Annotated in this window: 30 protein-coding genes; 25 read left to right on the top strand and 5 right to left on the bottom strand. The window is 30.8% G+C overall.

The annotated features are described in order from the left end of the window. From ACI313_RS08125 to ACI313_RS08095, 7 genes are all read left to right on the top strand, one after another. The coding region (locus tag ACI313_RS08125) for a hypothetical protein (protein ID WP_439755738.1) at positions 1-1,203 on the top strand (1,203 nt) is incomplete at its 5' end. Further along, a complete protein-coding gene (locus ACI313_RS08120; protein WP_439755737.1) occupies positions 1,178-1,414 on the top strand; it encodes a hypothetical protein in 237 nt (78 codons plus the stop codon). The genes ACI313_RS08125 and ACI313_RS08120, both read left to right, overlap by 26 nt. 8 nt (positions 1,415-1,422) lie before the next feature. Continuing rightward, positions 1,423-1,716 carry a WXG100 family type VII secretion target gene (locus ACI313_RS08115; RefSeq protein ID WP_320104399.1) on the top strand — a complete coding sequence of 98 codons (294 nt, stop codon included), beginning with the start codon at positions 1,423-1,425 and terminating at the stop codon, positions 1,714-1,716. Between the two features lie 23 nt (positions 1,717-1,739). Continuing rightward, positions 1,740-2,021 (top strand): WXG100 family type VII secretion target, encoded by a 282-nt coding sequence (locus ACI313_RS08110; RefSeq protein WP_320608318.1) that lies wholly within the window; start codon positions 1,740-1,742, stop codon positions 2,019-2,021. After that, entirely contained in the window at positions 2,008-2,196 is a 189-nt protein-coding gene (locus ACI313_RS08105) for a hypothetical protein (protein WP_320608319.1), read from the top strand. Before ACI313_RS08110 ends, ACI313_RS08105 begins: the two co-directional genes overlap by 14 nt. Next, on the top strand, positions 2,177-2,956 hold the full coding sequence (locus tag ACI313_RS08100) for a hypothetical protein (RefSeq protein ID WP_320608320.1): 780 nt from the start codon (positions 2,177-2,179) through the stop codon (positions 2,954-2,956). Before ACI313_RS08105 ends, ACI313_RS08100 begins: the two co-directional genes overlap by 20 nt. 10 nt (positions 2,957-2,966) lie before the next feature. Next, positions 2,967-3,224, top strand: coding sequence for a DUF4176 domain-containing protein (locus ACI313_RS08095; RefSeq protein ID WP_320608321.1), 258 nt, complete (start codon positions 2,967-2,969; stop codon positions 3,222-3,224). 41 nt (positions 3,225-3,265) lie between these two features. On the opposite strand, the gene ACI313_RS08090 is transcribed toward ACI313_RS08095, so the two are convergent. Together ACI313_RS08090 and ACI313_RS08085 are read right to left on the bottom strand one after the other, a co-directional pair. Next, the gene (locus ACI313_RS08090) at positions 3,266-4,165 is read right to left on the bottom strand and encodes a hypothetical protein (RefSeq protein WP_320608322.1); all 900 of its coding nucleotides are present in this window, start codon (positions 4,163-4,165) and stop codon (positions 3,266-3,268) included. Further along, entirely contained in the window at positions 4,158-5,210 is a 1,053-nt protein-coding gene (locus tag ACI313_RS08085; protein WP_439755736.1) for a peptidylprolyl isomerase, read from the bottom strand. The genes ACI313_RS08090 and ACI313_RS08085 overlap by 8 nt, the downstream gene beginning before the upstream one ends. A gap of 134 nt (positions 5,211-5,344) precedes the next feature. On the opposite strand from ACI313_RS08085, the gene sufC reads away from it, so the two are divergent. The 7 genes from sufC to ACI313_RS08050 are packed head-to-tail and all read left to right on the top strand — an operon-like array spanning position 5,345 to position 11,544. Beyond that, positions 5,345-6,160 (top strand): Fe-S cluster assembly ATPase SufC, encoded by an 816-nt coding sequence (gene sufC / locus ACI313_RS08080; protein ID WP_320608324.1) that lies wholly within the window; start codon positions 5,345-5,347, stop codon positions 6,158-6,160. A 1-nt stretch (position 6,161) separates the two neighbouring features. Further along, complete coding sequence (locus tag ACI313_RS08075) at positions 6,162-6,914, top strand: SufD family Fe-S cluster assembly protein (RefSeq protein ID WP_320608325.1); 753 nt, start codon at positions 6,162-6,164, stop codon at positions 6,912-6,914. Further along, positions 6,901-8,136 carry an aminotransferase class V-fold PLP-dependent enzyme gene (locus tag ACI313_RS08070; protein ID WP_320608326.1) on the top strand — a complete coding sequence of 412 codons (1,236 nt, stop codon included), beginning with the start codon at positions 6,901-6,903 and terminating at the stop codon, positions 8,134-8,136. Before ACI313_RS08075 ends, ACI313_RS08070 begins: the two co-directional genes overlap by 14 nt. Positions 8,137-8,151: 15 nt before the next feature. Beyond that, positions 8,152-8,598 (top strand): Fe-S cluster assembly sulfur transfer protein SufU, encoded by a 447-nt coding sequence (sufU, locus tag ACI313_RS08065; RefSeq protein ID WP_320608327.1) that lies wholly within the window; start codon positions 8,152-8,154, stop codon positions 8,596-8,598. Beyond that, positions 8,588-9,982: a Fe-S cluster assembly protein SufB gene (gene sufB / locus ACI313_RS08060; protein ID WP_320608328.1), complete on the top strand. Its 1,395-nt coding sequence runs from the start codon at positions 8,588-8,590 to the stop codon at positions 9,980-9,982. The genes sufU and sufB overlap by 11 nt, the downstream gene beginning before the upstream one ends. Beyond that, positions 9,975-10,475: a 5-formyltetrahydrofolate cyclo-ligase gene (locus ACI313_RS08055; protein ID WP_439755733.1), complete on the top strand. Its 501-nt coding sequence runs from the start codon at positions 9,975-9,977 to the stop codon at positions 10,473-10,475. The genes sufB and ACI313_RS08055 overlap by 8 nt, the downstream gene beginning before the upstream one ends. Positions 10,476-10,482: 7 nt before the next feature. Further along, positions 10,483-11,544 (top strand): hypothetical protein, encoded by a 1,062-nt coding sequence (locus tag ACI313_RS08050; RefSeq protein WP_320608330.1) that lies wholly within the window; start codon positions 10,483-10,485, stop codon positions 11,542-11,544. A gap of 27 nt (positions 11,545-11,571) precedes the next feature. Here ACI313_RS08050 and ACI313_RS08045 read toward each other — a convergent pair whose 3' ends face one another. Together ACI313_RS08045 and ACI313_RS08040 are read right to left on the bottom strand one after the other, a co-directional pair. Next, a complete protein-coding gene (locus ACI313_RS08045) occupies positions 11,572-12,036 on the bottom strand; it encodes an HD domain-containing protein (RefSeq protein WP_320608178.1) in 465 nt (154 codons plus the stop codon). Between the two features lie 31 nt (positions 12,037-12,067). After that, the gene (locus ACI313_RS08040) at positions 12,068-12,271 is read right to left on the bottom strand and encodes a cold-shock protein (protein WP_320608177.1); all 204 of its coding nucleotides are present in this window, start codon (positions 12,269-12,271) and stop codon (positions 12,068-12,070) included. Positions 12,272-12,510: 239 nt separating this feature from the next. On the opposite strand from ACI313_RS08040, the gene ACI313_RS08035 reads away from it, so the two are divergent. The 6 genes from ACI313_RS08035 (at position 12,511) to nudC (ending at position 17,615) form a co-directional block, all read left to right on the top strand. After that, positions 12,511-13,941, top strand: a complete 1,431-nt coding sequence (locus ACI313_RS08035; RefSeq protein ID WP_320608176.1) for a leucine-rich repeat domain-containing protein — start codon at positions 12,511-12,513, stop codon at positions 13,939-13,941. A 64-nt stretch (positions 13,942-14,005) separates the two neighbouring features. Beyond that, a complete protein-coding gene (lspA, locus tag ACI313_RS08030) occupies positions 14,006-14,500 on the top strand; it encodes a signal peptidase II (RefSeq protein WP_320608175.1) in 495 nt (164 codons plus the stop codon). Next, positions 14,476-15,387 carry an RluA family pseudouridine synthase gene (locus ACI313_RS08025; protein ID WP_320608174.1) on the top strand — a complete coding sequence of 304 codons (912 nt, stop codon included), beginning with the start codon at positions 14,476-14,478 and terminating at the stop codon, positions 15,385-15,387. The genes lspA and ACI313_RS08025 overlap by 25 nt, the downstream gene beginning before the upstream one ends. Next, the gene (locus ACI313_RS08020) at positions 15,384-15,875 is read left to right on the top strand and encodes a deoxycytidylate deaminase (RefSeq protein ID WP_320608173.1); all 492 of its coding nucleotides are present in this window, start codon (positions 15,384-15,386) and stop codon (positions 15,873-15,875) included. Before ACI313_RS08025 ends, ACI313_RS08020 begins: the two co-directional genes overlap by 4 nt. Then, the gene (locus tag ACI313_RS08015; protein WP_320608172.1) at positions 15,875-16,837 is read left to right on the top strand and encodes a putative ABC transporter permease; all 963 of its coding nucleotides are present in this window, start codon (positions 15,875-15,877) and stop codon (positions 16,835-16,837) included. Before ACI313_RS08020 ends, ACI313_RS08015 begins: the two co-directional genes overlap by 1 nt. Further along, positions 16,827-17,615 (top strand): NAD(+) diphosphatase, encoded by a 789-nt coding sequence (gene nudC, locus ACI313_RS08010; protein ID WP_439755731.1) that lies wholly within the window; start codon positions 16,827-16,829, stop codon positions 17,613-17,615. Before ACI313_RS08015 ends, nudC begins: the two co-directional genes overlap by 11 nt. A 429-nt stretch (positions 17,616-18,044) precedes the next feature. On the opposite strand, the gene rnhC is transcribed toward nudC, so the two are convergent. Then, positions 18,045-18,893, bottom strand: coding sequence for a ribonuclease HIII (gene rnhC / locus ACI313_RS08005; protein ID WP_439755730.1), 849 nt, complete (start codon positions 18,891-18,893; stop codon positions 18,045-18,047). A gap of 43 nt (positions 18,894-18,936) precedes the next feature. Between rnhC and ACI313_RS08000 the strand changes: the two genes are divergently transcribed. The 5 genes from ACI313_RS08000 to ACI313_RS07980 all read left to right on the top strand — a co-directional run. Further along, positions 18,937-19,392: a CvpA family protein gene (locus ACI313_RS08000; protein WP_439755729.1), complete on the top strand. Its 456-nt coding sequence runs from the start codon at positions 18,937-18,939 to the stop codon at positions 19,390-19,392. After that, complete coding sequence (locus tag ACI313_RS07995) at positions 19,382-21,703, top strand: endonuclease MutS2 (protein WP_439755728.1); 2,322 nt, start codon at positions 19,382-19,384, stop codon at positions 21,701-21,703. Before ACI313_RS08000 ends, ACI313_RS07995 begins: the two co-directional genes overlap by 11 nt. A 7-nt stretch (positions 21,704-21,710) precedes the next feature. Further along, positions 21,711-23,471 (top strand): excinuclease ABC subunit UvrC, encoded by a 1,761-nt coding sequence (gene uvrC, locus ACI313_RS07990; protein ID WP_320608167.1) that lies wholly within the window; start codon positions 21,711-21,713, stop codon positions 23,469-23,471. Positions 23,472-23,498: 27 nt separating this feature from the next. Continuing rightward, positions 23,499-24,512, top strand: a complete 1,014-nt coding sequence (locus ACI313_RS07985) for a M15 family metallopeptidase (protein WP_439755727.1) — start codon at positions 23,499-23,501, stop codon at positions 24,510-24,512. Then, the coding region (locus tag ACI313_RS07980) for a YfcE family phosphodiesterase (RefSeq protein ID WP_439755726.1) at positions 24,509-24,850 on the top strand (342 nt) is incomplete at its 3' end. The genes ACI313_RS07985 and ACI313_RS07980, both read left to right, overlap by 4 nt.

Below are 24,850 nucleotides of genomic sequence, written 5' to 3'. Positions count from 1 at the left end.
AAACCCCAAAATTCGTCCCTAAAAAATTTGCCCCCAAAAGATTTTGGTTACCCAAAGGTTTCTTCAAAACAAGATTCTCAAGAAGTTTTGCACAATGATTTGGCTTTTCAACTACAAAGACCAGGTGAATTCATTCTTCAAAGACAAACTTGTGTGCAAGGCTATAGTTTTTATCTGCATGATGAAGAAATAGAATATCGAGAAGTTAATGACTATGATGAAGTGCTATGGGAAAGACAAAAAGATAAAACCATTTTTGAATTATTTTCACAAGATATTTTAAATCGTCATGATCAAGTAAGTCCTTTATTCTTACCCGAAATAAAAGATGCTTCTTTTCATAATGAATTATTAATATATGAAGATTTGAGCAAGATGGAGCACATTTCTTTTAATCTTGAATATGGTCAATCCATGTATGTATTCTGTCATGAATCAGATTGGATTCAAAAAGTGATTCCTATGTTTTCGGGATTGGTATTTGTGTATGGTATGGAAGAGGATGTTGATGTATGTTTCCATTCAATCAAAGAATGTATTGAATGTTTGTTTTTAGAAGAAGAGTTTACTTTAATTGTAAAGGAAGACGAGGCTTGGATGCAGAATGCTCAATCGTTTCAAAAAGAGAATATTCGTTTAATTGTGCTTGGAAAACAAGCACATAGAAAAATTAAATATTCTTATTTTGCGTGTTGGCAAGTGAAATATAGAGAAGAACTTCAAACGTATTTTGAAAGAATAAAAATAAGTGTTGATAATTGGATTGAAATTCATAATGAATTGTTTGTGTTTTCATTTAATTTTAAGAATACTCAAAAACGAATTAAAAACAAAGTCAGTTTTCCTAGGTATCCAATTTTAGGAAGATGGAATCAAAGATGGTTGTATTGGGATGGTACAAGAAAGTTATTGATTGTTTATGCGCAAAAGAGTTTAAAGAAAAACATAAAAGAAGTGATTAAAGAGTGGCCAAACCAAGACAAAATCAGTCTTATCTATATTCCTGAATATGTCGATTATTTTCAGTCAGCGGACTATATTCAAAATCAATATGATTGGGATATGCTTTGGATTGGTCCAGGATATTTAGACTATGCGTTTTATTTAAAGAGAAAAAGCGTGTCTTCAAGTTTATTAATTTATTGGGATGCGTACAATGCCTATAATTTGGAGGAATATGAATCAGTGTTTGGTGCGAGTTAAAGTTTCACTTTATCCAGAGCAACATACAATCTGGATTAACGAAAACAGTTTAGTGCGTATTTTTGTTTCTGACTTTTCAAAGCAATGGTTTATAGATAAAGCTACATATGATCATTTTTTATATCACATTGAAAAGAAAAGAAAGTTAGATAATCAGCTAACTTGGAAAGAAAATTTTATTTGTTCAGGCGATCATTTAATTTTAGTTTAGGAGGTTTTATGAATATTAAAGTTAATTATGAGGATTTATTACAACAAGCGAAATATCTTCAAATGAAAGCAGATGAATATAAACAAATTGTTGATACAATGAATCAAAAAATACATGCGATGTATGCGATATGGCAAGGAGAAGATCATCTTGTCTTTGTGTCTAAATTCGATGAATTGTATCCACGATTGAATCAAATGAATCAAGTAATCAATGAATATGCCACGCTTCTACAAAAGAGTGCATATATGTATCAGTCATTACAACAAGATCGTATTGCCAAGGCAAAACAATTAGCATAAAAAAAATAAGGAGGTAAACTAATATGTTACAGATTGCTTATGAGGATGTAATACAATATGCCAATCAAATGAATACTTTAAAACAAGAAATGATGGATGTGTTCCAAGATATTCAAACAAAAATGAATGCGATTTCTTCTACATGGGATTCACCAGCTTCACGACAATTTCAAAGTGAGTTTCAACAAGTTGTACCTGCGTTTTCTAATTTTATACAAATGATGGATGGATATGTTCAGTTTTTATCACAAACAGGAGATATCTATAAAGAAAATGAGGAGATGTTAAGAAGTGCAATGGTCTGATGCTTTGATATACTATCGAAATCTAGAAAAAAACATACAATATGTTAAGAATCAAACATCTTTGTTAAGTCAATCCAATGAAGAATACAATTTATTGATTTCATCTTTAAATCAGCTTTTATATTTGATTCAAAACCAAATTGCACAAATTCAACATGAATATCGAAACCAATAATCTATCTCATATAGCTTCTTTTCTTCAATCGCAATTAAAATCGTATTCTTTTCCAAATTCACAAATCCAAAGAAATCATCAAATAATTCAAAATAAATTATTTAGTTTATCAAATTATTTTCAAAATTCAAAAGAGGAATTAGAACAAATTGAAGGACTTATTTTAAAAGAAACCAAAGGAAAATTATCGCATTCGCATTATGAAAATTGGAATGCGATTGGACAATTGTTTCAAAAAGACGTAAACACAACTCTATCTCAGACACTTCAATATTCGTATTCCAAATGTCAGGCGTCTTATAAGAAATTAAATGTAAATATATCAACATTGAATTTATATGCCCATGGCAAGGTACAATGTCGTTTATGGAAAAATAAGAAATTTGATCCTCGTCTTTCTTTAAGTGCTAATGTCGATGGTTCTTTAGCTTCAGGAACTGCTTCTATGAAAATTGGAAACGACAAAATATATGCCAAAGCCAATGCGAAAGGATGGGCAGGTGTTGTATATGGAAAAGCTAAAGCTGTTTTAAGCTTTGATGAACAAACACTTTCTTTAGGAGCGGGTTTTGCGGCTTTAAAAGGTTCTATTAGTTGTTCATTCCATATCTTTGGAGCGAGTGTTGTATTAACGGGATCAGGATCGATTGGAAGTATGGAAGCTAATGTTGAATATAGTCATAAAAACCGTGAATGGGAATTTGGTTCTAAACTGGGCTTTATTTGTGGCCTGGGATTTAAAGTAAAAGTTAATTATTAAGGAGGAAATGATGAAAGAGTATTTACCATTGGGAACAATAGTAGCTTTAAAAAACACTAAGAAAAGAATTATGATTGTAGGACGACTACAGACAAGAGAAACAGATGATAAAGTATATGATTATGCAGCTGTTTTGTATCCGGAAGGTTTAATTGATAGTGAACACTTTTATTTGTTTAATCAAGAAGATATTCAAACTTTATACTATATTGGTATGCAAGATGAAGAGGAGTTTAACTTTCGCTATCGTCTACAAGAACAATCATAAAAAGAAAAAGAGAATGGTTTTGAAATCATTCTCTTTTTTTGTTAGTCTTCATCAGATTCAGATAGTTCAGGATAATCGATTAAATATTCAGGATTATTAACCTTTAAGTAATCGAAGATATCTTGATCATGAATTTGTAGATCGTATTTTGTGAAGTAATAAGTCCAAATTTCAGATTCAAAGGAATCACCAGCTGAAATAGTACTTTCATACGCATCGATGTTTTTATCGTAATCATTACTTGAAACAATGATTACATAAGCATATGTGGTTCCATCATCATTAGTAAATACTTCATCGATAACACCTTCTTTTTTCGCTTTATATGCTTCATTAATAGCACGAGTTGGAAGGGTTGTATCTAATGTAGTACATACGATTTCTGAATTAGAATAAGTAGAATCAGCACTTGTGTAAGCTTCATATACAGAAGCTAGGTCTTGACCATCTTTTAAGGCATCGATAGCTTTTTGAGCTGTTTTTTCATCATCGCATTTTAATACTGTGATTAGAGATGGTTTGTATTCTTTTTTTATGGCATCTTTATTATCTGTGAAATATTGTTTTTGAAGCTTTAAACCTTGTTGTTCAGGAATTAAAACCGTTTCAATATAGTCGTCTTTATCCGCATAGCCCATCTGTTTCAATTGATCATCTAAATCATCATAATCATTTTTTAAATCATCATAGCTTTTTTGAGCATCTTTTTTGATTTCATCGGTAACACCTACGGTTTTATCATAAACTACATTTTTTGCTAATTGAACAGTTAAAACACCGCCATTGGCTTTTTTGATTAATTCATATTCATCTTGTTTTGTATATGTTTTATCACCAATTGTCATGATGGCATCGTTTCCATTTTGAATAGAAGCGTTTGCACCTTGACATCCTGCTAGTGATAAAGTGAATAGGGCAACGGCCAATACTTTTTTATTCATCGGCTTCATCTCCTTGTGTTGATAAATTACTTGAAATATAGTCTTCTAATTTGGTTTGTACATCAGAATCATTGAATTTGATATCTAATTTTGATGCATAGAATTCAATGGATTCCATTTCTAAGGTACTATTACTTGATAAAAATTTACTAACAACCTTGTCACGAACATCTTCGTTTTTAGAATTCAATAATTTGTTTAAATCAGTTTGGTCAACATGTACTTTATACAATAAAGTAGATCCACTGTTATTTGTGACAGTAATCCAATCAGATGTTTGTCCTTTTTCTAAATCTAAAGCTTCCATTGCAACTTGACTTGGAAGACCTGTTCCATAATAAGCATAGGTATTGCTTGTTAAGTCATCAGAATCACAATATCCATAGAATCCTTTATTGCCAGCTGTGGCTGTATCTTCTGAGAATGCTTTAGCAGCAGAAGCAAAGCTTTCGCTTTCGATTTCAGAATCAATGTTGTCTTTTTTCTTTTGTTCATCTTCTGTTATATTTTCAGCATCCGCTACGCTCATAGAAATAATAGAAACACTTCTAGGGCTTTTATCTTCAACAGCTTGTGAATATTTATCAAAGTTATCTTTGATGTATTCTGTATTCATTTGTTTTTCTTTTACCGAGTTTAAAGAAAACTCATATGCTGCATTTTCAGATGAGTAACCATATTTTGCTAATTCAGAAGCTAAATAAACTTCATAGTCATCTCCATATTGAGATTGGAAATTAGAACGAATTGTATTTTCCATTGTCTTTGCTTCTTCTTTTAAATCCTTAGTGTCTTCTACACTTTGATTGATGACTGCATTTTTGTACATTTGATACAATAAAGAAGAATCAAATTGTTGTTCTGTTTCATAAAATGAATCAGCTGAAATATTTTTGTCTGCGACACTGGCAAGTAATTCTTGGCCGTCTTCTTTTTGTCCAGATACATTGTATCGATTCATATCATAAATAAAATATCCTAAAAAGGATAAGATGACGATCGCAATTACTACTACAAACCAGTTTGATTTTAGTAGATCAACCATATAATGCCTCCTATTGATACTAATCCTAACAATTATAATAAAAATAGCTTTAAAATGCAATGAAACCGCGGTGCTAAACAATTGAGAAACTCAGTGTTTTTTGATACACTAGTTGAGTGAAAAGAGGAAAGAACATGTCAAAGTTAGTTATAAATAATTTACATGTATCAGTAAATGATAAAGAAATATTAAAAGGAATTGATTTAACGGTTTGTTCTAATGAGCGACACGCTTTAATGGGACCTAATGGAAACGGTAAATCAACTTTGTTACAAGCTATTATGGGAAATCCTAAATATGTTGTAACACAAGGATCAATTATATTCGATGATCAAGACGTCCTAGCTATGGAAGTGGATGAACGTTCTAAGGTGGGATTGTTTTTAGGAATGCAATATCCTAGTGAAATATCAGGAGTCACAAACTCTGATTTTTTAAGAAGTGCTATTAATGCACGTAGAGAAAAACCAATTTCATTGTTTAAATTCATTAAAGAAATGGATAAAGCTATTCAAAAATTAGAAATGAAACCAGATTTAGCACATCGTTTCTTAAATGATGGATTCTCTGGTGGAGAGAAAAAACGTAATGAAATTGTTCAAATGATGATGTTAAAACCACAAATCGCAATGCTAGATGAAATTGATTCAGGTCTAGACGTTGATGCTTTACGCATTGTATCGGATGCAATTAATGAAATTCAAGAAGAAACACAAATGGGATTATTAATCGTTTCTCATTATGCTCGTTTCTATGATTATTTGAAACCAACGCATGCTCATATTTTAGTTGATGGAAAAATTGTAATGTCATCTGATGCTTCATTGGTTGAAAAAGTTGATCAAAATGGATATGAATGGCTAGAAGATGAGTTACATATTCAATTGAAGAAAGAAGAAACAAAACAACCAATTTCTCTAGGAAGCTGTGGCGCAAAGAAGGTGGCCTGAGATGAAAGAAATCTTAGGAACAAACAATCGTCTTGAATATGCATCAAATTGTAATGAATTTCATTCTTTTGTGATAAATCAAAAAGAAATAAATCTAGATATTTATTGTCAAGAAGATAGCCACGTGGAATTGTTTTTAATGAATCAAAGTGATGATTGTACATTGAATGTTCACGTGGAATGTAAAGGGAATTCATATTGTAAAATTGGTTTATTAGACTTACAAGATGCACCTTTAATTTGGAATCAAGAAACGATTTTAAAAGAAGAAGGTGCTGAATTTGAAATTTATTCAGCGCAATTATGTCAGGCCCATGGCATTAAAAAAGGAACAATTGAAGTAAAACATGAAGCGGCCCATACATATGGACAAATTCAAAACTATGCGGTTTTATCTGAAAATGCGAATTATGAAATGTGGGCTAATGGAAACATTGAAAAAGGATGTGTTGATGCTCAATCGCATCAAAAAACAAGAGTTTTAACGCTTGGTAAAGGACACAACGCAAATGTAACACCGCTTTTATTAATTAGTGAAAACCAAGTTAAAGCATCACATGCCTTATCCATTGGACAACCAAATGAAGAACAATTATATTATCTACAATCACGTGGATTAACAAAGCAACAGGCCCTTGGTTTATTGAGTGTTGGCTATTTCTTGCCAATTATTCAAATGGTTCCAGATCAAGACCAACAAATTGAACTACAAAAAGAAATGGAACAGAAAGTAGGCTTATATGGATGTAAATAAAATTCGTGAAGATTTTCCGATTTTAAAACGAACAATGAGTGACAAACCATTAATTTATTTTGATAACAGTGCCACAACGCTAAAACCACAGCCTGTTATTGATGCAGTAACTCATTATTATACGTATTTAGGAGCCAATGCTCATCGTGGAGACTACGAAATGAGTGGACAAGTGGATAGTGAATTTGAAGGAGCTCGAAAAGTTGCCCAAAAATTTATTAATGCTAAATATCCTGAAGAAATCGTTTTTACATCTGGTTCAAGCATGGGATTAAATGAAGCTTGTATTATGATTACGCGTCAATATCTACAAGATGGCGATGTGGTATTATCTTGTGAAAGTGAGCATGCTTCAAGTATTCTTCCATGGATGAAAGCAAATAAAAAAATTGAAATCAATTATATTCCTTTAGATGAACAAGGAAAAATCACAATTGAAAATTTCAAAAAAACATTGAACGATAAAGTAAAGGTTGTATGCCTTGCTCAAGTTTCCAATGTATTGGGATTTTGTGCCCCAATTAAAGAAATCACAAAAATCTGTCACGAAAGAAATATTTTAGTTGTATGTGATGGAGCCCAAAGTACGCCTCATCTAAAAATAGATGTTCAAGACTTAGATGTTGATTTCTTTGTGATGAGTGCTCATAAAATGTGCGGACCAACAGGAATTGGTTTTCTATATGGAAAGAAAAAGTATCTTGATGAATTAGAGCCTGTTTTCTATGGTGGAGAATCGAACGCAAGATTTGATGCCAAGGGAAATATCATTTTAAAAGATACACCATTAAAATTTGAAAGTGGAACACAACCAATTGAAGCGGTTATCGGTATGGCAACTGCTATGAAATATATTGAAGCCATTGGACAAGAAAACATTCATGCTTATGAAGTGGAATTAAAACAATATTTCTTAGATCAAATTAAAGATATGGACAATATTGTTGTGTATAATAAAGAATCAGAAAGTGGTATTGTCACATTTAATGTATTAGATAACGGAAAAATGATTTTTTCACAAGACGTAGCAAGTTTCTTAAATACCAAAGGAATTGCGGTTCGCTCTGGTCAACATTGTGCTAAATTATTGCCAGATGTTTTAAATGTGAATTCTACTATTCGTGCTAGTTTTTATTTTTACAACACAAAAGAAGAAATAGATACTTTTGTTCAAGCTTTGAAAGAAGTAAATCTAAAAAATTGTGTTGATATTTTCTTTTAGAAGGGAGGACTTACTATGCCAATTGATGCTTCGTTATTAAGGGAAATTATTATGGATCATTATGAATATCCAAGAAATAAATCACTTACTCAAGAAGATGGATATGAATCCGTTCATATGGCAAGTGATTCTTGTATAGATGATATTACCGTACAATCTAAAATCGAAGACGGAAAAATTAAAGATATTCGCTTTGATGGTGTAGCTTGTACAATTGCGACTTCTTCAACATCGATTATGAGTGAACTACTTGTTGATAAATCGGTAAAAGAAGCCCAAGAAATTATAGATAACTACTTCAACATGATTGATCAAAAAGATTATGATGAAGATTTATTAGAAGAAGCGATTGCGTTTCAAAATGTTGGTAAACAAGCCAATCGTATTCATTGCGCTACTATTGGATGGAAGGCAATGGAACAAATGATTAAAGAAAGTGAAGGTGACAAAAATGAATCCTAATGATATTTCACTTTCCAATCAAGAAGATTTTCAAGATCAATATGATGCCGTTTTTGAAACAGGAAAAGGATTGAATGAAGAAGTCGTTCGTACAATTTCCAAAGTAAAAAACGAACCAGAATGGATGTTAGAATATCGTTTAAAATCATTAAAATGTTTTCAAGAAAAGCCAATGCCAGAATGGGGATTGGATTTAAGTCATATGGACTTTGATGATTATACATATTATTCTAAGCCATCAAACACAAAAACAGATAATTGGGATGAAGTTCCCGAAACAATTAAGAATACATTTGAACGTTTAGGAATTCCAGAAGCGGAACAAAAATTCTTAGCAGGGGCTTCGGCTCAATATGAATCAGAAGTTGTATATCATAATATGCTTGAAGAAGTTCAAGAAAAAGGTGTTATCTTCTTAGATATTGATAGTGGATTAAGAGAATATCCGGAAATTTTCAAAAAATATTTTGATACGGTTATTCCTTATAACGATAATAAATTCTCAGCTTTAAATGGAGCTGTTTGGTCAGGTGGTTCTTTCATTTATGTTCCACCAGGAGTAAAACTTGAAAAACCATTACAATCGTATTTCCGTATTAATTCGGAAAGAATGGCGCAATTTGAACGTACATTAATCATTGTGGATGAAGGAAGTGACATTCATTATGTAGAAGGATGTACAGCTCCAAGTTATTCCAAAGATTCATTGCATGCTGGTGTTGTTGAAATTGTCGTTATGAAAAATGCACGTTGCCGTTATACTACAATTCAAAACTGGTCTAAAAACATTTATAACCTAGTTACACAGCGCGCAAAAGTATTTGAAGGTGGTCAAATGGAATGGGTTGATGGAAACATTGGTTCATTGGCTACAATGAAATATCCTACTTGTGTATTAGCTGGTGAAGGTGCAAAAGGTACTTGTATCACAATTGCAGTTGGTGATGGGGTACAAGAAATTGATTCGGGTGCCAAAATGATTCATTTAGCTCCGAATACAACAAGTCAAATTATTTCTAAATCGATTTCTAAAAATGGTGGAAAAACAAATTATCGTGGATTAATTCGTCATAATCCGAATGCAACGGGTTCAAAGAGTAAAGTGGAATGTGATACTTTGATTTTAGATGAAAAATCGAGTTCAGATACACTTCCAACAAATATCATGAAAAACGAAGATTCAACGATTGAACATGAAGCAACGGTATCAAATATCAGTGAAGAACAATTATTTTATTTAATGTCACGTGGTCTATCTCGTGCTAAGGCAACAGAAATGATTGTAATGGGATTCTTGGAACCTTTTACTAGAGAGCTTCCAATGGAATATGCGGTTGAATTAAATCGTTTACTTCAATTGGATATGAGTGATTCTATTGGATAGAAAAGAATTAATTGCCTTACGAGAACAAGTTGAAAATCGTGATCAAAAAGAAGAAAGAATTGTTCAAAAACTAGATCCATTCATGAATGGAAATGTTGGTATTTATTATCCTATTAATGGAGAAGTAAATTGTTTTGATGATTTCAAGCGCTATAAAAATCTATATTTACCAATTACTCAAGAAAATGGAAAAATGGATTTTTATCAGTTTACTGGAAAATTATATAAAGGAAAGTTTAATTGTTTAGAACCAAGTAATAAAAAGAAAATTGATCCATTAGATTTAGATGTCATTATTGTACCAATGATAGGATTTTATAAAATGCATCGCTTAGGATATGGAAAAGGATACTATGATCGATACTTGAAACAAACAAAGGCTATCAAAATTGGAGTTGCCTTTGATTGTCAAAAACTAGATCATATGGATATCAAGAAAACCGATGTTCCAATGGACTTAATTATTACGGAGTCAAAGACAATTTGGAAATAAAGATATGATGAGTGTAAAAGATAATGCGAAAAAATTCTGGGATTTATTTTGTTCCCTGGAAAATGAAATCAAAGATGGATTAGTTCATCAAAATTATGAAATATTAAATAAAGATGTCGAAGCATTAGATGATTTATGTTATGAAATGACAGGATGTCACTTCTTTGTTGAAAATTTATACGATGAATTTGAGTGTACATTTGATACAGGACCTAATAAAACTTGTCAATTGGTTGCTCAATTCTTCGCACAAATGGCACCACAAACTATAAAAAGAAATTGGATTATCAATGATTGTCTTCCACCTTTGTCATCAAAAGCACTAATGGCGACGGTTAAAATTAAAGATACAGACTATACAATTCAAGATTTCTTTGTTTCTTATGGAATTGATGAAAATCAAAATATGGTGCATGCCAAAGTATATTGTCCGGGATATTATTTAATTGATAACACGGAAAATAAAAAAGAAATGAGCATGTATTTACTTGAATTAGCTTTAGGTGAAACAAGCTATGAAGCTTATTTATCAAGTATTGATTACATTGATGAATGTAAAGAAGTGGAAAGTTTCTGTCCTATCTATGAGTTCTATGATAAATTGATGGACATTGTTGAAAAGAATCACTGGCAAAACTACAATTCACCATTAGATATTTATTCTGTTTATAAGCCAATTCAAGATATTACTCATGATTCGCTTCGTAAAGATATGAAGATGATTTTTACAACGCATCCTATTTTATTAGAAGAAACAATTGAAAATAAAAATGATGTGTTAGCGGATATGGAAAGTAAAGGCGGAGAATATGGTTATATTTACTATATTAATTTATATGGAAATGAAGATGATGCCTTAATTCGCCAAGAAATTTCAAAGAAAATTAATCAACAGCTTCAAAAGAATTTAATAGGTAAAGTGATTGGTGGTTCAATTGGAAAGAGTTATTCTTATATTGACCTAGCAATCTATGATTCTAAAGTATTCACAATTGTCTTTAATAAAATTAAACGACAATTAGATGATCAAGTGGAACTTTTCTATCAATCATTTCAAGCTAAAAACTAAAGAAGGATATCCCAATCGGATATCCTTTTATTTTGATATGTCTTGCATAGCTTTCATTAAGCGTTCTTTTTCAATGTCATTTAAAGGGGCTTCGGGATTCTCTAAAAAACGGGCTAAAACATCGGCATCTTTTAATACTTCACATAAAGGAGAATCGTATCGATCTTTTTTAGAGTGCGTACGAATCGCATAACAAATGTCATCTATTTCATTAATTTTAAATAAATTTGTTTCTTTTAAAAATTTAGAACAATATAAACTTGATAATTTGGCATGTTCTTTGTGGGGACAATTATCAACAAATTGCGCATAATCATGGAATAAAGCACAGATTTTTGCTCGTTCCACACGAACATTACGTGAGATTGCTAAAAGGGTAATACATGAATCAACCATAGCGGTATGGGTATAGGCAGCACTTTGTAGAGGTTCATAGCTTATTTTTGAAAACTGACTATAAACGTATTCTTTAACTACTTCGTATTTTTTCATAGGTCAAAAAAAAGCACGGAAGTGCTTTTTTCTACTGAATTACAGACACATTTGTAGCCTGTTTTCCACGTTCACTTTCAACTAATTCATAAGAAACCGTTTGACCTTCTTCTAAAGTACGATATCCTTTCGCATTAATTGAAGAGAAGTGAACAAAGACGTCTTTACCATCTTCACCGATGATGAATCCAAAGCCTTTTTCAGCATTAAACCACTTTACTTTACCAGTGCACATGTTCTTACCTCCTGCCTTGATTACCTCTAATAAAATACTAGAAATAATGAAGAATCCCTATTTAGTGTTATTCTATCACTTTGAGTGTCAAATTGTCTATAAAAGCTTCAAAAAAATAACACATGACTATTGTTTAAAAACAATTCTTGTGAATAATAAATATTATGTTAAAAGTAGACTGTTTTCTTTAAAGAATACAATATTATGGTGTATAATAAAGAAAAGTGGAGGTGCTAATAATGTTAATTAAAGATGATGGACTAAGAGAAGTTATTGCCTCAAAATTGAAATGCAAACCAGAAGAAATTACCGAAGAAAAAATGTTGGATTTGGTTTATCTAGATGCTCGTGAAAGAGAAATTGAATGCTTAGATGGATTGGAATATGCTCAAAATCTAGAAACTTTAATTTTATCTCGTAATAAGTTACAATTTTTGGATCCAATTAAAGAATTACGAAGTATTGAACGCTTAGATGTGTCAGGGAACCAGCTTCGTGATCTACAAGCCTTACATGGCTTTCGTCAATTGAAATATTTAAATATCTCTCATAATAATTTATACACAATGGATATTTCGGCTATTGCAGGGATGATTAATTTGGAATATTTAAACATGACAAAAGCTAAAATTGATAGTTTAGTATATGTCGAAAAGTGTTGTCGTCTTCAAGAAGTAAGTATCAATACCGAAAATGGACCATTTAGTTTTGCAGTATTAGGAAGATTAAAAAATCTAAAGAAATTGGATTTATCAGGAATGCGTCTATTTAATATTGATGATTTAACGTATGTTTCTACTTTGGAAGAATTGGATTTATCAACGAATTTAATGAGTGATATTTCACCATTATTATCGATGGAAAACTTAAAAGTACTAAATGTTCAAAATTGTCCTTATTTAAAGGATTATTCTTTATTAGAGGAATTCCCATCATTAGAAGAACTTGATTTATCTTATAATGAACCAGATAGTTTTGATTTCCTTAATTCTCTAGACAAACTACAAGTGCTTCGTATGGAACAAAGTGGTTTTAGTGATATGCGTATTTTAAATCATTTAAAATCTTTACAAAAATTAGATGTTTCCAAAAATGAATTAATCCATGTACATGATTTCACAACGGTAAGTGGTTTAAAAACATTTAAAGCACAGTATTGTCAGCTACAAGATATCAATTTCTTAGATAAAGCAGATGAACTCGTTCATTTAAATATCAACAATAACTCAATTCATGATATTTCTCCTTTGAAAAATGCCAACCACATGGTTGATTTGAAGGCGGGAAACAATGATATTGAAGATATTTCAGCTTTAGCGGATATGGAACAACTTCAAATTATTAATTTTGAATACAATAATGTTCGTGACATTAGTCCTTTGAAAAACTTAAAGGAATTGTGTTATGTAGATTTCTACAATAATAATATTGAAGATTTATCACCATTAGAAGGATTAGAATTTATTTCTTATTTACGCTTAGATCACAATGCGATTAAAGATATTACACCTATTTCGCATTTACCATATTTATTATCATTATCATTGAAGTCAAATCAAATTACAGATGTGGCAGCATTGAATAACTTAGATTTACTTGAAACATTACGAATTGATGACAATCCAATTGAAGATTTATCTGGATTGGATTATGGTAAATTAAGAAATTAAAAAGACAAAAGCTTAGACTTTTGTCTTTTTATGTTACAATAGAAAACAGAAACGGAGAATCAAAATGAAGAAAAAATGGATATTAGCAATTGTTCTTTCCCTTTGTTTAATTGGATTAGATCAAGTCAGTAAATATTGGATAACGAATACAATTTCTTTATCTGAAAAAATAAACTTAATTCCCAATCTTTTATATATAACATATTGTCAAAATACAGGCGCTGCCTTTAGTATGATGGAAGGATTTGGAAAAATCTTTTTTGGGATTATTACTATTGTGGCCTTGGTCTTTATTTTTTATATGTTTAAAGACAGCCAAGATCGTGTTTCCATTTTAGGATATGTCATGGTTTTTTCAGGAGCCATTGGCAATTTTATTGACCGCATGGTTTTCAATTATGTTAGAGATTTTATTGGAGTATATATTGGATCTTATGCGTTTCCTATTTTTAATGTTGCGGATATTTGTATTACCGTTGGATTCGCAGTGATATTAATTGTAATGGTATACCAAGAAGTAGAGGAAAAAAGAAGATGGAAAAAAGAATTATCAAAATAGATGAAAGCTTAGCTAAGCAAAGATTAGATAAAGGAGTAGCAAGTGCTCTTGATGAATCTAGAAAATATGTAAAAGATTTAATTGATGGAAAACACATTTTTGTGAATGGAAAAAACGAAAAGGCAAGTTATACGCTTTGTGAAAATGATGAAGTGGTTGTTGAAATACAAGAACTAGAAAGTACAGAAGTATTACCAGAAGATATTCCTCTTGACATTGTTTATGAAGATCAAGATGTAATTGTCATCAATAAACCCAAAGGAATGGTCGTTCATCCTGCTCCTGGACATTATAGTGGCACTTTAGTAAATGCATTGTTGTATCATTGTAAAGATTTAAGTGGAATTAATGGTGTTATGAGACCTGGAATTGTTCATCGTATTGATAAAGATACATCGGGGTTATTAGTTGTATGTAAAAATGACTTTGCGCATCGTTCTATTAGTGAACAACTACAAGATAAAACATGTCATCGACAATATGTATGCATTGTTCATCATCCTTTTAGTCATGAATATGGAACGATTCATGCTCCTATTGGACGATGTGAAAAAGATCGTAAAAAAATGGAAGTAACAGCTAAGAATTCTAAAGATGCGATTACTCATTTTACCGTATTAAAAAACTTTAAAGATTATGCGTATGTTCAATGTCAATTGGAAACAGGAAGAACCCATCAAATTCGTGTTCATATGCAGTATATTGGACATCCAATTGCTGGGGATCCAACTTATGGATATCGTAAAACCATTGAAACCAATGGACAATTGTTGCATGCGAATAAATTAGAATTTAAACACCCAAGGACAAATGAATTAATGACATTTGAAATTGGTTTAGAACCAGAATTTGCCCGTGTATTAAAAGAGTTGGAGGAAAATGAATGAATCAACGCATTGAAGTATTAAGCTGGGATGAATATTTCATGAGTATGGCTCATTTATCAGCCAAACGCTCTAAAGATCCAAGCACCCAAGTAGGCGCTTGTATTGTGAATGATCAAAAACGTGTAGTAGGACTTGGATACAATGGCTTTCCAATGGGATGTGAAGATGAATTGTTTCCATGGCAAAGAGAAGGACAATTCTTAGATACGAAATATCCTTTTGTGGTTCATGCTGAATTAAACGCCATTTTAAATAGTATTCAAAACTTAGAAGGATGTACAATTTATGTTTCGCTGTTTCCATGTAATGAATGCGCCAAAGCCATTATTCAATCAGGAATAAAAAAAGTGGTATATGAAAGTGATAAATATAATGGAACGGAGAGCAATGTGGCATCAAAAAAGATGTTTGATCATGCCCATGTAGAATATGTAAAACTTGATAAAACGGTACAAGTAGATGTGAAAATAATAAAAGGAGGGGTATAGTGAGCTTAAGCTTATCAGAAATGATTATTGTCTTTTTTATCTTTTCTTTTTTAGGATGGTGTATGGAAGTCATTTTAAAGTTCATACAACTTCATCGTTTTGTGAACCGAGGATTTCTAGTAGGACCGTATTGTCCGATTTATGGATTTGGAGTTGTGTTCATCATTGTAATCATCGGTGATATTTTAAAAATCCATAATAGTATTTTTGCTGTATTCATTGAAGGATTCATTATTTGTGGAATCTTAGAATATGTTGTCAGTTATGCTTTAGAAAAAAGATACCATGCCAGATGGTGGGATTATTCCAATAAACCATTAAATATAAATGGACGCGTATGGATTGGAAATTTATGTTTATTTGGATGTGCAGCCGTTGTGATTATTGAAGTTGTGTATCCTTTATTAAGAACGATGTTAGATTCGATTTCTATTACAAGTCGAAATTTAATCGCAACATTAATTTTAATTTTATTGTTTGTGGATTGTATTATATCACGACAAGCCATGCATGTGATTCGTGATGAAATCGATGGAACAGCAGCTGATGATACCGAAGAAATTAGTTCTAAGATTCATATGGCTTTAAAGAGTCGCTCTTTATTTACGAAGCGTTTGGAAAGAGCTTATCCTACAATGAGTATTTCACCTGCCATTTTAGTTAAAAAATTAGAAGAAGCTAAACAAAAAGCCAAAGAAGCACTACAAGAAATTGATTCAGTTGTAGAAGAAAAGAAAATAGAAGTCTATAAGAATGTATCACAAAAAGCTGAAACACTAGGAAATGTATTAAGTGATGTATCGGATATGGACAGCGATGAAAGAGTTGAATTTATTAAAGATGTAATCGATGATAAAAAAGACGAATTAAAAGATACGATTAATGATAAGAAAGATGCTTTTATAGACACCAAAGACGAAATTGTTCGTCGCATTAAAGAAGGCGATAAAAATGCTTCATGAAGTAAATGATTTTGATCATACTTATAAATTAATAAAACCAGAACCATCTGATTTTATTTTAATGTATCAAAATAATTCTTTTGCCGGAAACATTGAAAACAATGTGATTGAAATTCCTCAATATAAAGATTGTAAAGTCGATTGTTTGTATTTATTTACAATTTCATCAAATCGCTATTTTTTGACAATGGAAACCAAAGAAATGAATTATATGTCAATGAATACGATTCGAAATACCAACAGTCCTGAACATGCCTTTGCTATAATGAATGGATATCATATCTTTCAATGGTTTCAACACAATGTATATTGTGGATGTTGTGGACATAAATTAGTTTTGGATAAAGAAGAATTTATGCTTCGGTGCGAATCCTGTGGAAATCTAGTATATCCTAGAATTAATCCAGCTGTGAATGTTGCGATTATAGATGATAATCGTATTTTGTTAGCTAAACATGGAAAAAATAAACCCTATGCTTTGATTTCAGGATTTGTGGAATATGGAGAAAGTTTGGAAGATACCATTAATAGAGAAGTAAAAGAAGAAGTAGGATTGAAAGTGAAAAATATTAGATATTATGGTTCTCAACCATGGGGATTTGCCGGTAATATTCAAATTGGTTTTACTTGTCATTTAAATGGTAGTGATCACATCACTTTAGAAACAAAAGAATTATATGATGCACGTTTCTTTACAAGAGAAGAAGTTATCAATGAAATTGGACCATCAAGTATAACGGGAACAATGATCCAAGCTTTTATAGATGGAAAAATATAAACCGTGTGGAAAATTCAATCTACACGGTTGTTTTTTGTATACTCTACATAAATTATTATAATTCCTAGAAGAAGAAAAGTGAAATCTAATGAAGCTTTAAATGTACCAACAGGCTTATCATTAAGATATTTATATAAGTTAATTAAATTCAGAAGAATTATCGCAATCGAAGAGATAATTATAGATGTTCTAATCTTTTTCATGATAGCACCTTCTTTCTTTTAATTTTATCTATACAATTATTTTTTTAATAACACCATCTTAATCAATCCCTCTTTCTTTATTTCATATTAACACACAAAAAAAATAAACAATCTGTTAGTTATCTAAAATAAATGTTAAAATATAGTTATATTGTTAGAAATAGAAAAAATACATTATTCTTAACGGGTTTTAAAAAAACGACTATGTTTAAGCAAAAAAAATGAACTACTTAAATAGTTCAATCTTTTCGGTATTCTTAAAATGAAGCTTAGCTACTTTTCCCAGTTCTTCTTTTCCACACTGTTGTACAAATTCTTTGGCACAAATATCGACATTACTACCAGCTCCTTTTTGAAAAGTAAAATGATAATGTTCTTCCATTTTATCCCAATACTCTAAAAACGCATTTCGAGCTAAAATAGAAGCAGCGGCAACGGCTAAATATTTATTTTCGGCCTTTGTTTCAAAATGAATTCCACGAATTACTTCTTTTTCCTTTTGTAGATAACGATAATAACTCTTTTCTTGAACAAACTGATCAATGACAATTTGTTTAGGTAATTCATATCCTTTATGAACTAAATTCACATAAGCTTGATTATGAAGCTTACACTTAATATCAACCATATTATGAGTTTGATGCACGACATTATACTTTTGATTATTTAAAATCAAAATTGAATACTTGGAATGTTCTTTAATTATTTTGGCAATTTTACGAATATTTGTATCATTTATTTGTTTAGAATCCTGTATCTTTAATGAACGAAGAGCTTGTTCATCTTCTTGAGTAAGAATACAGCTTGCCACAACTACTGGTCCAAAATAATCACCAGTTCCAACTTCATCGCTACCAGCTTGAGGAAATACTTGTTCTTTCTTTTCTTTCTGCATGAATTCTAAGTCTTTTCCTTGAAACACAACTTTACCAGATGTATAAGCGGTAATGGTGCATTGTTCACATTTAATTTGATAATACGTATAATTGGGTTTACTTTCTTCTGAAATAAATGGTTTCATTCTTTCTTTTAATTGAAAGATTTCTTCTTTTGTCATCTTCTTTGTTTCTGTCATGTATGCATTTTACCATATATGAAAAAAATGGTAAAATACATGCATGAATTTAAATGTAAGTAGTTATTCCATTTTATTTTGGATTTTATTCGTTATTATCTTAATGATTGGATTTAAAAAAGGATTTCTAATGCAGATATTGGATTTATGTGCATGTTTTGTATCATTCTATTTATCTTATAAATACTGTACCTATATGTCACATCTCATTCCTTTTTTATCGCTTTCTATTTTAAATACATTATTATGGTTTATTATTTTATATATTATCAATAAGATAATTTATTCTATAATTGAACACATTCTCGTAAAACTATTACATAAAACAAAGCTAAAGACATTTGATCGTATTTTAGGTGGATTAGTTAGTTTAGTAAAAATAGTTTGTATTTGTGTAGTTGTGTTTTATATATGTCAAATGCCTTTCTTTTCAAAGGGACATGAAATAATTGAGAATACACCGTTAAAATATATCGGAGGAATTTTAAATGAGTTATAAAAATTTTTCAGAAAAATTAAATAAAGCAATTGATTTTGATCGCGTACTTGAAAAAATTGCAGAGTATGCTTCTTTTTCATGTTCAAAAGAAGAAATAATTAACGCCCTTCCTTATCGAGATCGTTTAAAAATACAAAGAGAATTAGATTATGTATCAGAAGCATTAGAATTTGTAAGAAAAGGGGAAACCATTTCTTTTGCGGGGTGTATGGATATTTCGTATTCTGTCAATAAAGCCAATAAAAAAATGTCTTGTACACCACAAGAATTATATGAAATTGCTTTATTTTTAGTTACAGTTAAAAATGTTAGGGAAACATTACTGAAATCAGAAACAAAGTTATTAAAAGATTTAGCAGAGTCGATGGATGTTTGTGCCAATTTATATAAAGACATTCAAAAACAAATTGATGCTACGGGTAATGTGAAAATGGATGCCACTGTCAAGTTAAAAAGCTTACACAAACAATTAGTAGATACACGTCTATCATTGAATGAAAGAGCACGTGCTTTTATGAAAAAGAATGCGGATTCTTTAATGGAAGTTATGACAACAACTATTAATGGGCGTTTATCTGTGCTTGTTAAGAACCAAGATAAAAACCGATTTGGAGGAATGATTCATGCTTCAAGTCAATCTGGACAAGCAAGTTATGTTGAACCTGATTGTTTTATCTCACTTAATAATGAATTAGCGCGTACACAAAGTGAAATCGAAGAAGAAACAGCTCGTATTTGTCGTGAATTAAGTCAAAAAGTTGCTTCTTTTGCGATGCCTATTTTATCGGATTTAGAAACAATGACGATTTTGGATGTAGCTTTTGCCAAGGCAAGATGGGCATATGAATACGAAGGATGTGTTCCAACGATTCGTTTATCACAAAGAAATTTATTATTAGAAAGAGCTAGACATCCTTTGATTGATGAAAAGAAATGTGTAGCTAATACGTATGCTCTAAAACAAGAACAAAATTGTCTAATGATATCGGGACCGAATATGGGTGGTAAAACCGTAACACTTAAAACCATTGGTTTATTTGTGGCTTTAAGCCATGCTGGTTTTCCCGTTTTATGTGATCGTGCTTTGATTCCTTTTTATGATTCAATATGGTTTGATATTGGTGATAATCAATCGATTGAAAATAATTTATCAACATTCTCAAGTCATATTTCTAACATTGCGAATATTTGTCAAAATGTATCCAATCATTCATTTGTCTTATTAGATGAAGTAGGAAATGGAACCGATCCATTAGAAGGAGCTTCTTTAGCTATTTCTATTTTAGAATATTTAATTGAAAAAGGATGTACAGTTATAACTTCAACCCATTATTCACAAGTGAAATCATTTGGAAAAGCCAATGATCATGTATTAGTAAGTAGTGTGGAATTTGATTCACAAACACTACAACCAACTTATAAATACATACCAGGCGTATCAGGGGCTTCTTATGCGTTTTTAATTGCGCATAATTATCATTTACCGGATTCTATTATTCAAAGAGCCGATGAATATAAAAAAGACAATGAACAAGATGTGCAACGACAATTAGAAAAATTAGAAAAACTTCAAAATGATGTTTTGGTAGATAAAGAGCGTTTTAATAAGATGATTAAACAAGCACATCAAATTCAAAAAGATGCGTATCAAGAAAAAGAAAAATGGGAAAAGAAAAATAAAGAACTTCAAGAAGAATATGAACAACGTCTTCATGATATGTTAGAAGAAAAAGAAAACGAAGCCAATGAAATTATTCAAACATTGAAAAAACAAAAAACGGGTAAACTACATGAACAAAGTGAAGCGTTGCATCAAATTCATGTTCTACAACAAGAAAATACTCAAGAAGAAGAAAAACAAGCAGATGAATCTTTAAAAGTAGGAGACTATGTTCAAATTGAGTCTTTAAATTCACATGGTGAAATTCTAGATATTCGTAAAAAAGAAGCTACTGTTTTAGTAAATGGAATGAAGATGAAAGTGAAATTGAATCGTTTAAAACGAATTCAAAAACCAAATGTTCAAAAAGTACCTAAGAAAGTACATCAAGATCGTAACTTTACGCGCTTTCCTTTGGAATTGAATTTAATTGGTATGCGTGTGGAAGAAGCTATTCAAGAATTGGATCGATACATTGACCAAGCCATTTATCATAAAGTTAAACAAGTTCGTATTATTCATGGTATGGGAACAGGTGCTTTGAGAAGTGCGGTATGGAAAGATTTAGATAAACATCCAATGGTGGTTTCGAAAATGAGTGCAGGACCTAATGAAGGTGGATTAGGTGCTACAGTGGTATTGTTGAAGTAGGGATTTTATGGCTATTTCTAAATTACTACAAGATAAATTAGCACTTCTTCCTGATAGCCCGGGATGTTACATAATGAAAGATGTCCATGGTGATATTTTATATGTAGGAAAGGCAAAAGTACTAAAAAATAGAGTTCGGTCTTATTTTCATGGGACGCATAATTATAAAACAACGAAGCTTGTTTCTCATATCTATGATTTTGAATTTATCAAGACAACAAGTGAAAAAGAAGCTTTATTATTAGAAATAAATTTAATAAAAAAACATCGACCACCATATAATATTATGCTTATGGATGATTCTTCCTATCCATATATTGTCATGACCAATGAAGAAAATTTCAGAGTATATACAACACGGAATATAAAAAATAAAAAAGATACGTATTATGGACCTTATCCAAGTGCTCAAAGTGCAAGTGAAATGGTACGAATTATAAATACTTATTTTCCAATACGTAAATGTAGCCATATTCCGAATCGTGCTTGTTTGTATTATCATATGCATCAATGCTTAGCACCATGTATTCATGAAATTGATAAAAATCAAAATAGAGAATTAAAACAAAAAATAAAGAAACTATTACAAGGGGATACAAAAGAATTATTACAAGACTTAAATCAACAAATGATGGATGCTAGTGAAAATCTTCAATTTGAAAAGGCTCAACAAATACTTGAATCCATTCAAGCTATTCAACATATTGAACAAAAACAAGTTATAGATTTTAAAGATAATAAAGACAGAGATGTGTTTGGTTTTTATGAAGATAAAGGATATGTATCGTTTCAAGGGTTCTTTATTCGACAAGGTAAATTATTGGAACGCACATTTTCAGTGCAAGCAATTTATGAAGATACAATGGATGCTTTTATTAGTTTTATTATGCAGTATTATCAAAATAATATTGTACCCAAAGAAATACTAGTACCAGAAGGGACACCTATTGATATTTTAGAATCTTCTTTACAAACAAGTGTAAAAATTCCTTTAAAAGGAGAAAAGAAAAAATTAGTTGATTTAGTAATAGAAAATGCCAAAGAGGCACATGAACAAAAATTTGCGTTAATCGAAAGAAGAGACAATGATTTAGTACAGGCAAATGAACATTTAAATGAAATCTGTAAAAAAGAAATTCATCGTGTGGAAATATTTGATAACTCCCATATTTCAGGGACATATAATGTTTCAGCTTTAGTTGTGTATAAAGATGGTGTCCCAAATAAAAGTCAGTATCGTCATTATCAGTTAAAAGAATATAAATCGGATTTAGATAGTATGAAAGAAGTGATTTATCGTCGTTATTATCGTTTATTGATGGAACAAAAATCAATGCCGGATTTATTGTTAGTCGATGGAGGAAAGCTTCAAATTGAAGCGGCTAAGGAAATCAAAGAACAACTAGATCTTCCTTTTATCATTATGGGACTTGTCAAAGACGATAAACATACAACACGTGCTTTAATTAATGAAAACTTAGAAGAAATTGCGTTATCAAAACAAGATCCTCTATTTTTCTTGTTGACACGAATGCAAGATGAAGTGCATCGCTTTGCGATTACGTATCATCGTAATTTACGCAATAAAGGAATGACAAAATCGATATTGGATAGTGTATCAGGCATTGGTCCAAAACGTAAAAAAGAACTTTTAAAAGAATTTAAATCTGTTAAACAAATGAAAAGTGCAACAATTGAAGAACTATCTAAAGTGGTTCCTTATGAAGTGGCATGTAATTTATATGACAAATTACATGAAGATATGTGATATAATCAATGAATAAGAGGTAGTATAGTGAAATTAGATTTTAAAACATATTTAGCACGTATTATATTGATTATCGTTTGTTTTTGTATAGTATGTTTGTGCTATATGAGAATGAATCAGTCTTATGATGAATTGGCTCGATATCCATATGTGAACGATGAAAATCGTGATATTATTTTACAAAATTTAGATAACGATGATATCAATTATATGATTAACCAACAAATTGAACCAGATCAATTTATGGATTTTATTGAATTAGATGGCTTTGAAATGCATAATACACTTCTTTATTCGGCTGCTAAGAAAACACAAAATGAAGATAATCAAGTTATTGTGAATTTTGTGAATCGATATCGATCTCATTTTTCATTGAAAACATTACCTAATTTATTAACGTATTATTCGTATCATGATTTAATTACGTTTTATGAAACAGAATGGGTATTAAATGAAAATCTATCGTTAGAAAGCGATTTATCAAATCCTTTTGTGATTTTATCAGATTCTAAAACAATCTATAAATTTAAACCTGAAGTAGTATCTTATAAGAATATTCAAATCAAACAAGAAGTTGTAGATGACTTACAAGCAATGTGCGATGACTATAAAAAAGTAATAGGACAAGAATTAAGTCTTTATAAAGGCTATGTTGATTATGAAACACTGGTAAATTTTTATACCGCATTTAAAGAACAATACCCAGATCAAGTGGATTCCTTTATTTCTTGTGCTGGTCAAAATGAATTACAACTCGGGTATTCGATTGTTATAGAGGGAATGAGTGAATGGCTTGAGGCATATTTAAACAATGAAAATGAAGATATTTCTGTTGAATTTGCGAATAAAGAAACATTGGAATGGCTTCAAGACAATGCGTATCGATATGGATTTGTGATTCGTTATCCACAAGAAAAAGAATCACAAACAGGAAAAGAATACAATCCTTATTTGCTTCGTTATGTGGGACGAAAAAATGCGAAGAAGATGTATAAATCAAATTTGTGTATGGAAGAAATGGAGTTTTCAAATTCATTATGAAATTAATCGTTGTGAGCGATACGCACTACTATAACAATTGTTTGTTTGAACTTCAAAAACAATATCCCCAAGCTGATTATTTTATTCATTGTGGAGATTTAGAAGGAGACCCAGATCAATATCCAGGATGGATCATTGTAAGAGGAAACAATGATTATGATTTGCGATTGCCATTGAATAAAATATTAGAAATTGAGAATCATCGAATCTTGATTATGCATTCCCATAATATGAGAATGTGTCGAACAGAGGCTATGGTGCATGATGCACTTGTCAATAATTGTGACATTGTTTGTTTTGGACATACGCATGTTCCTTCTAAACAAAAAGAAAATAAT

The sequence above is a fragment of the Floccifex sp. genome (genome assembly GCF_051873495.1).
Classification (GTDB): domain Bacteria; phylum Bacillota_I; class Bacilli_A; order Erysipelotrichales; family Erysipelotrichaceae; genus Floccifex.
The sequence above is the reverse complement of the archived record's forward strand: the minus strand, read 5'-3'. Positions and strand labels throughout refer to the sequence as shown.

Excerpts from the sequence above, each read along its gene's own strand:
- ACI313_RS07995 (WP_439755728.1), top strand. The coding sequence starts at position 19,382 with ATGAGTTATAAAAATTTTTCAGAAAAATTAAATAAAGCAATTGATTTT.
- ACI313_RS08090 (WP_320608322.1), bottom strand. The coding sequence starts at position 4,165 with ATGAATAAAAAAGTATTGGCCGTTGCCCTATTCACTTTATCACTAGCA.
- ACI313_RS08115 (WP_320104399.1), top strand. The coding sequence starts at position 1,423 with ATGAATATTAAAGTTAATTATGAGGATTTATTACAACAAGCGAAATAT.
- nudC (WP_439755731.1), top strand. The coding sequence starts at position 16,827 with ATGCTTCATGAAGTAAATGATTTTGATCATACTTATAAATTAATAAAA.
- sufB (WP_320608328.1), top strand. The coding sequence starts at position 8,588 with ATGAATCCTAATGATATTTCACTTTCCAATCAAGAAGATTTTCAAGAT.
- rnhC (WP_439755730.1), bottom strand. The coding sequence starts at position 18,893 with ATGACAGAAACAAAGAAGATGACAAAAGAAGAAATCTTTCAATTAAAA.
- ACI313_RS08040 (WP_320608177.1), bottom strand. The coding sequence starts at position 12,271 with ATGTGCACTGGTAAAGTAAAGTGGTTTAATGCTGAAAAAGGCTTTGGA.
- uvrC (WP_320608167.1), top strand. The coding sequence starts at position 21,711 with ATGGCTATTTCTAAATTACTACAAGATAAATTAGCACTTCTTCCTGAT.
- ACI313_RS08120 (WP_439755737.1), top strand. The coding sequence starts at position 1,178 with ATGAATCAGTGTTTGGTGCGAGTTAAAGTTTCACTTTATCCAGAGCAA.
- sufC (WP_320608324.1), top strand. The coding sequence starts at position 5,345 with ATGTCAAAGTTAGTTATAAATAATTTACATGTATCAGTAAATGATAAA.
- ACI313_RS08085 (WP_439755736.1), bottom strand. The coding sequence starts at position 5,210 with ATGGTTGATCTACTAAAATCAAACTGGTTTGTAGTAGTAATTGCGATC.
- ACI313_RS08095 (WP_320608321.1), top strand. The coding sequence starts at position 2,967 with ATGAAAGAGTATTTACCATTGGGAACAATAGTAGCTTTAAAAAACACT.
- ACI313_RS08075 (WP_320608325.1), top strand. The coding sequence starts at position 6,162 with ATGAAAGAAATCTTAGGAACAAACAATCGTCTTGAATATGCATCAAAT.
- ACI313_RS08025 (WP_320608174.1), top strand. The coding sequence starts at position 14,476 with ATGGAAAAAAGAATTATCAAAATAGATGAAAGCTTAGCTAAGCAAAGA.
- sufU (WP_320608327.1), top strand. The coding sequence starts at position 8,152 with ATGCCAATTGATGCTTCGTTATTAAGGGAAATTATTATGGATCATTAT.
- ACI313_RS08035 (WP_320608176.1), top strand. The coding sequence starts at position 12,511 with ATGTTAATTAAAGATGATGGACTAAGAGAAGTTATTGCCTCAAAATTG.
- ACI313_RS08020 (WP_320608173.1), top strand. The coding sequence starts at position 15,384 with ATGAATCAACGCATTGAAGTATTAAGCTGGGATGAATATTTCATGAGT.
- ACI313_RS08100 (WP_320608320.1), top strand. The coding sequence starts at position 2,177 with ATGAATATCGAAACCAATAATCTATCTCATATAGCTTCTTTTCTTCAA.
- ACI313_RS08050 (WP_320608330.1), top strand. The coding sequence starts at position 10,483 with ATGAGTGTAAAAGATAATGCGAAAAAATTCTGGGATTTATTTTGTTCC.
- ACI313_RS08070 (WP_320608326.1), top strand. The coding sequence starts at position 6,901 with ATGGATGTAAATAAAATTCGTGAAGATTTTCCGATTTTAAAACGAACA.
- ACI313_RS08000 (WP_439755729.1), top strand. The coding sequence starts at position 18,937 with ATGAATTTAAATGTAAGTAGTTATTCCATTTTATTTTGGATTTTATTC.
- ACI313_RS08045 (WP_320608178.1), bottom strand. The coding sequence starts at position 12,036 with ATGAAAAAATACGAAGTAGTTAAAGAATACGTTTATAGTCAGTTTTCA.
- ACI313_RS08110 (WP_320608318.1), top strand. The coding sequence starts at position 1,740 with ATGTTACAGATTGCTTATGAGGATGTAATACAATATGCCAATCAAATG.
- lspA (WP_320608175.1), top strand. The coding sequence starts at position 14,006 with ATGAAGAAAAAATGGATATTAGCAATTGTTCTTTCCCTTTGTTTAATT.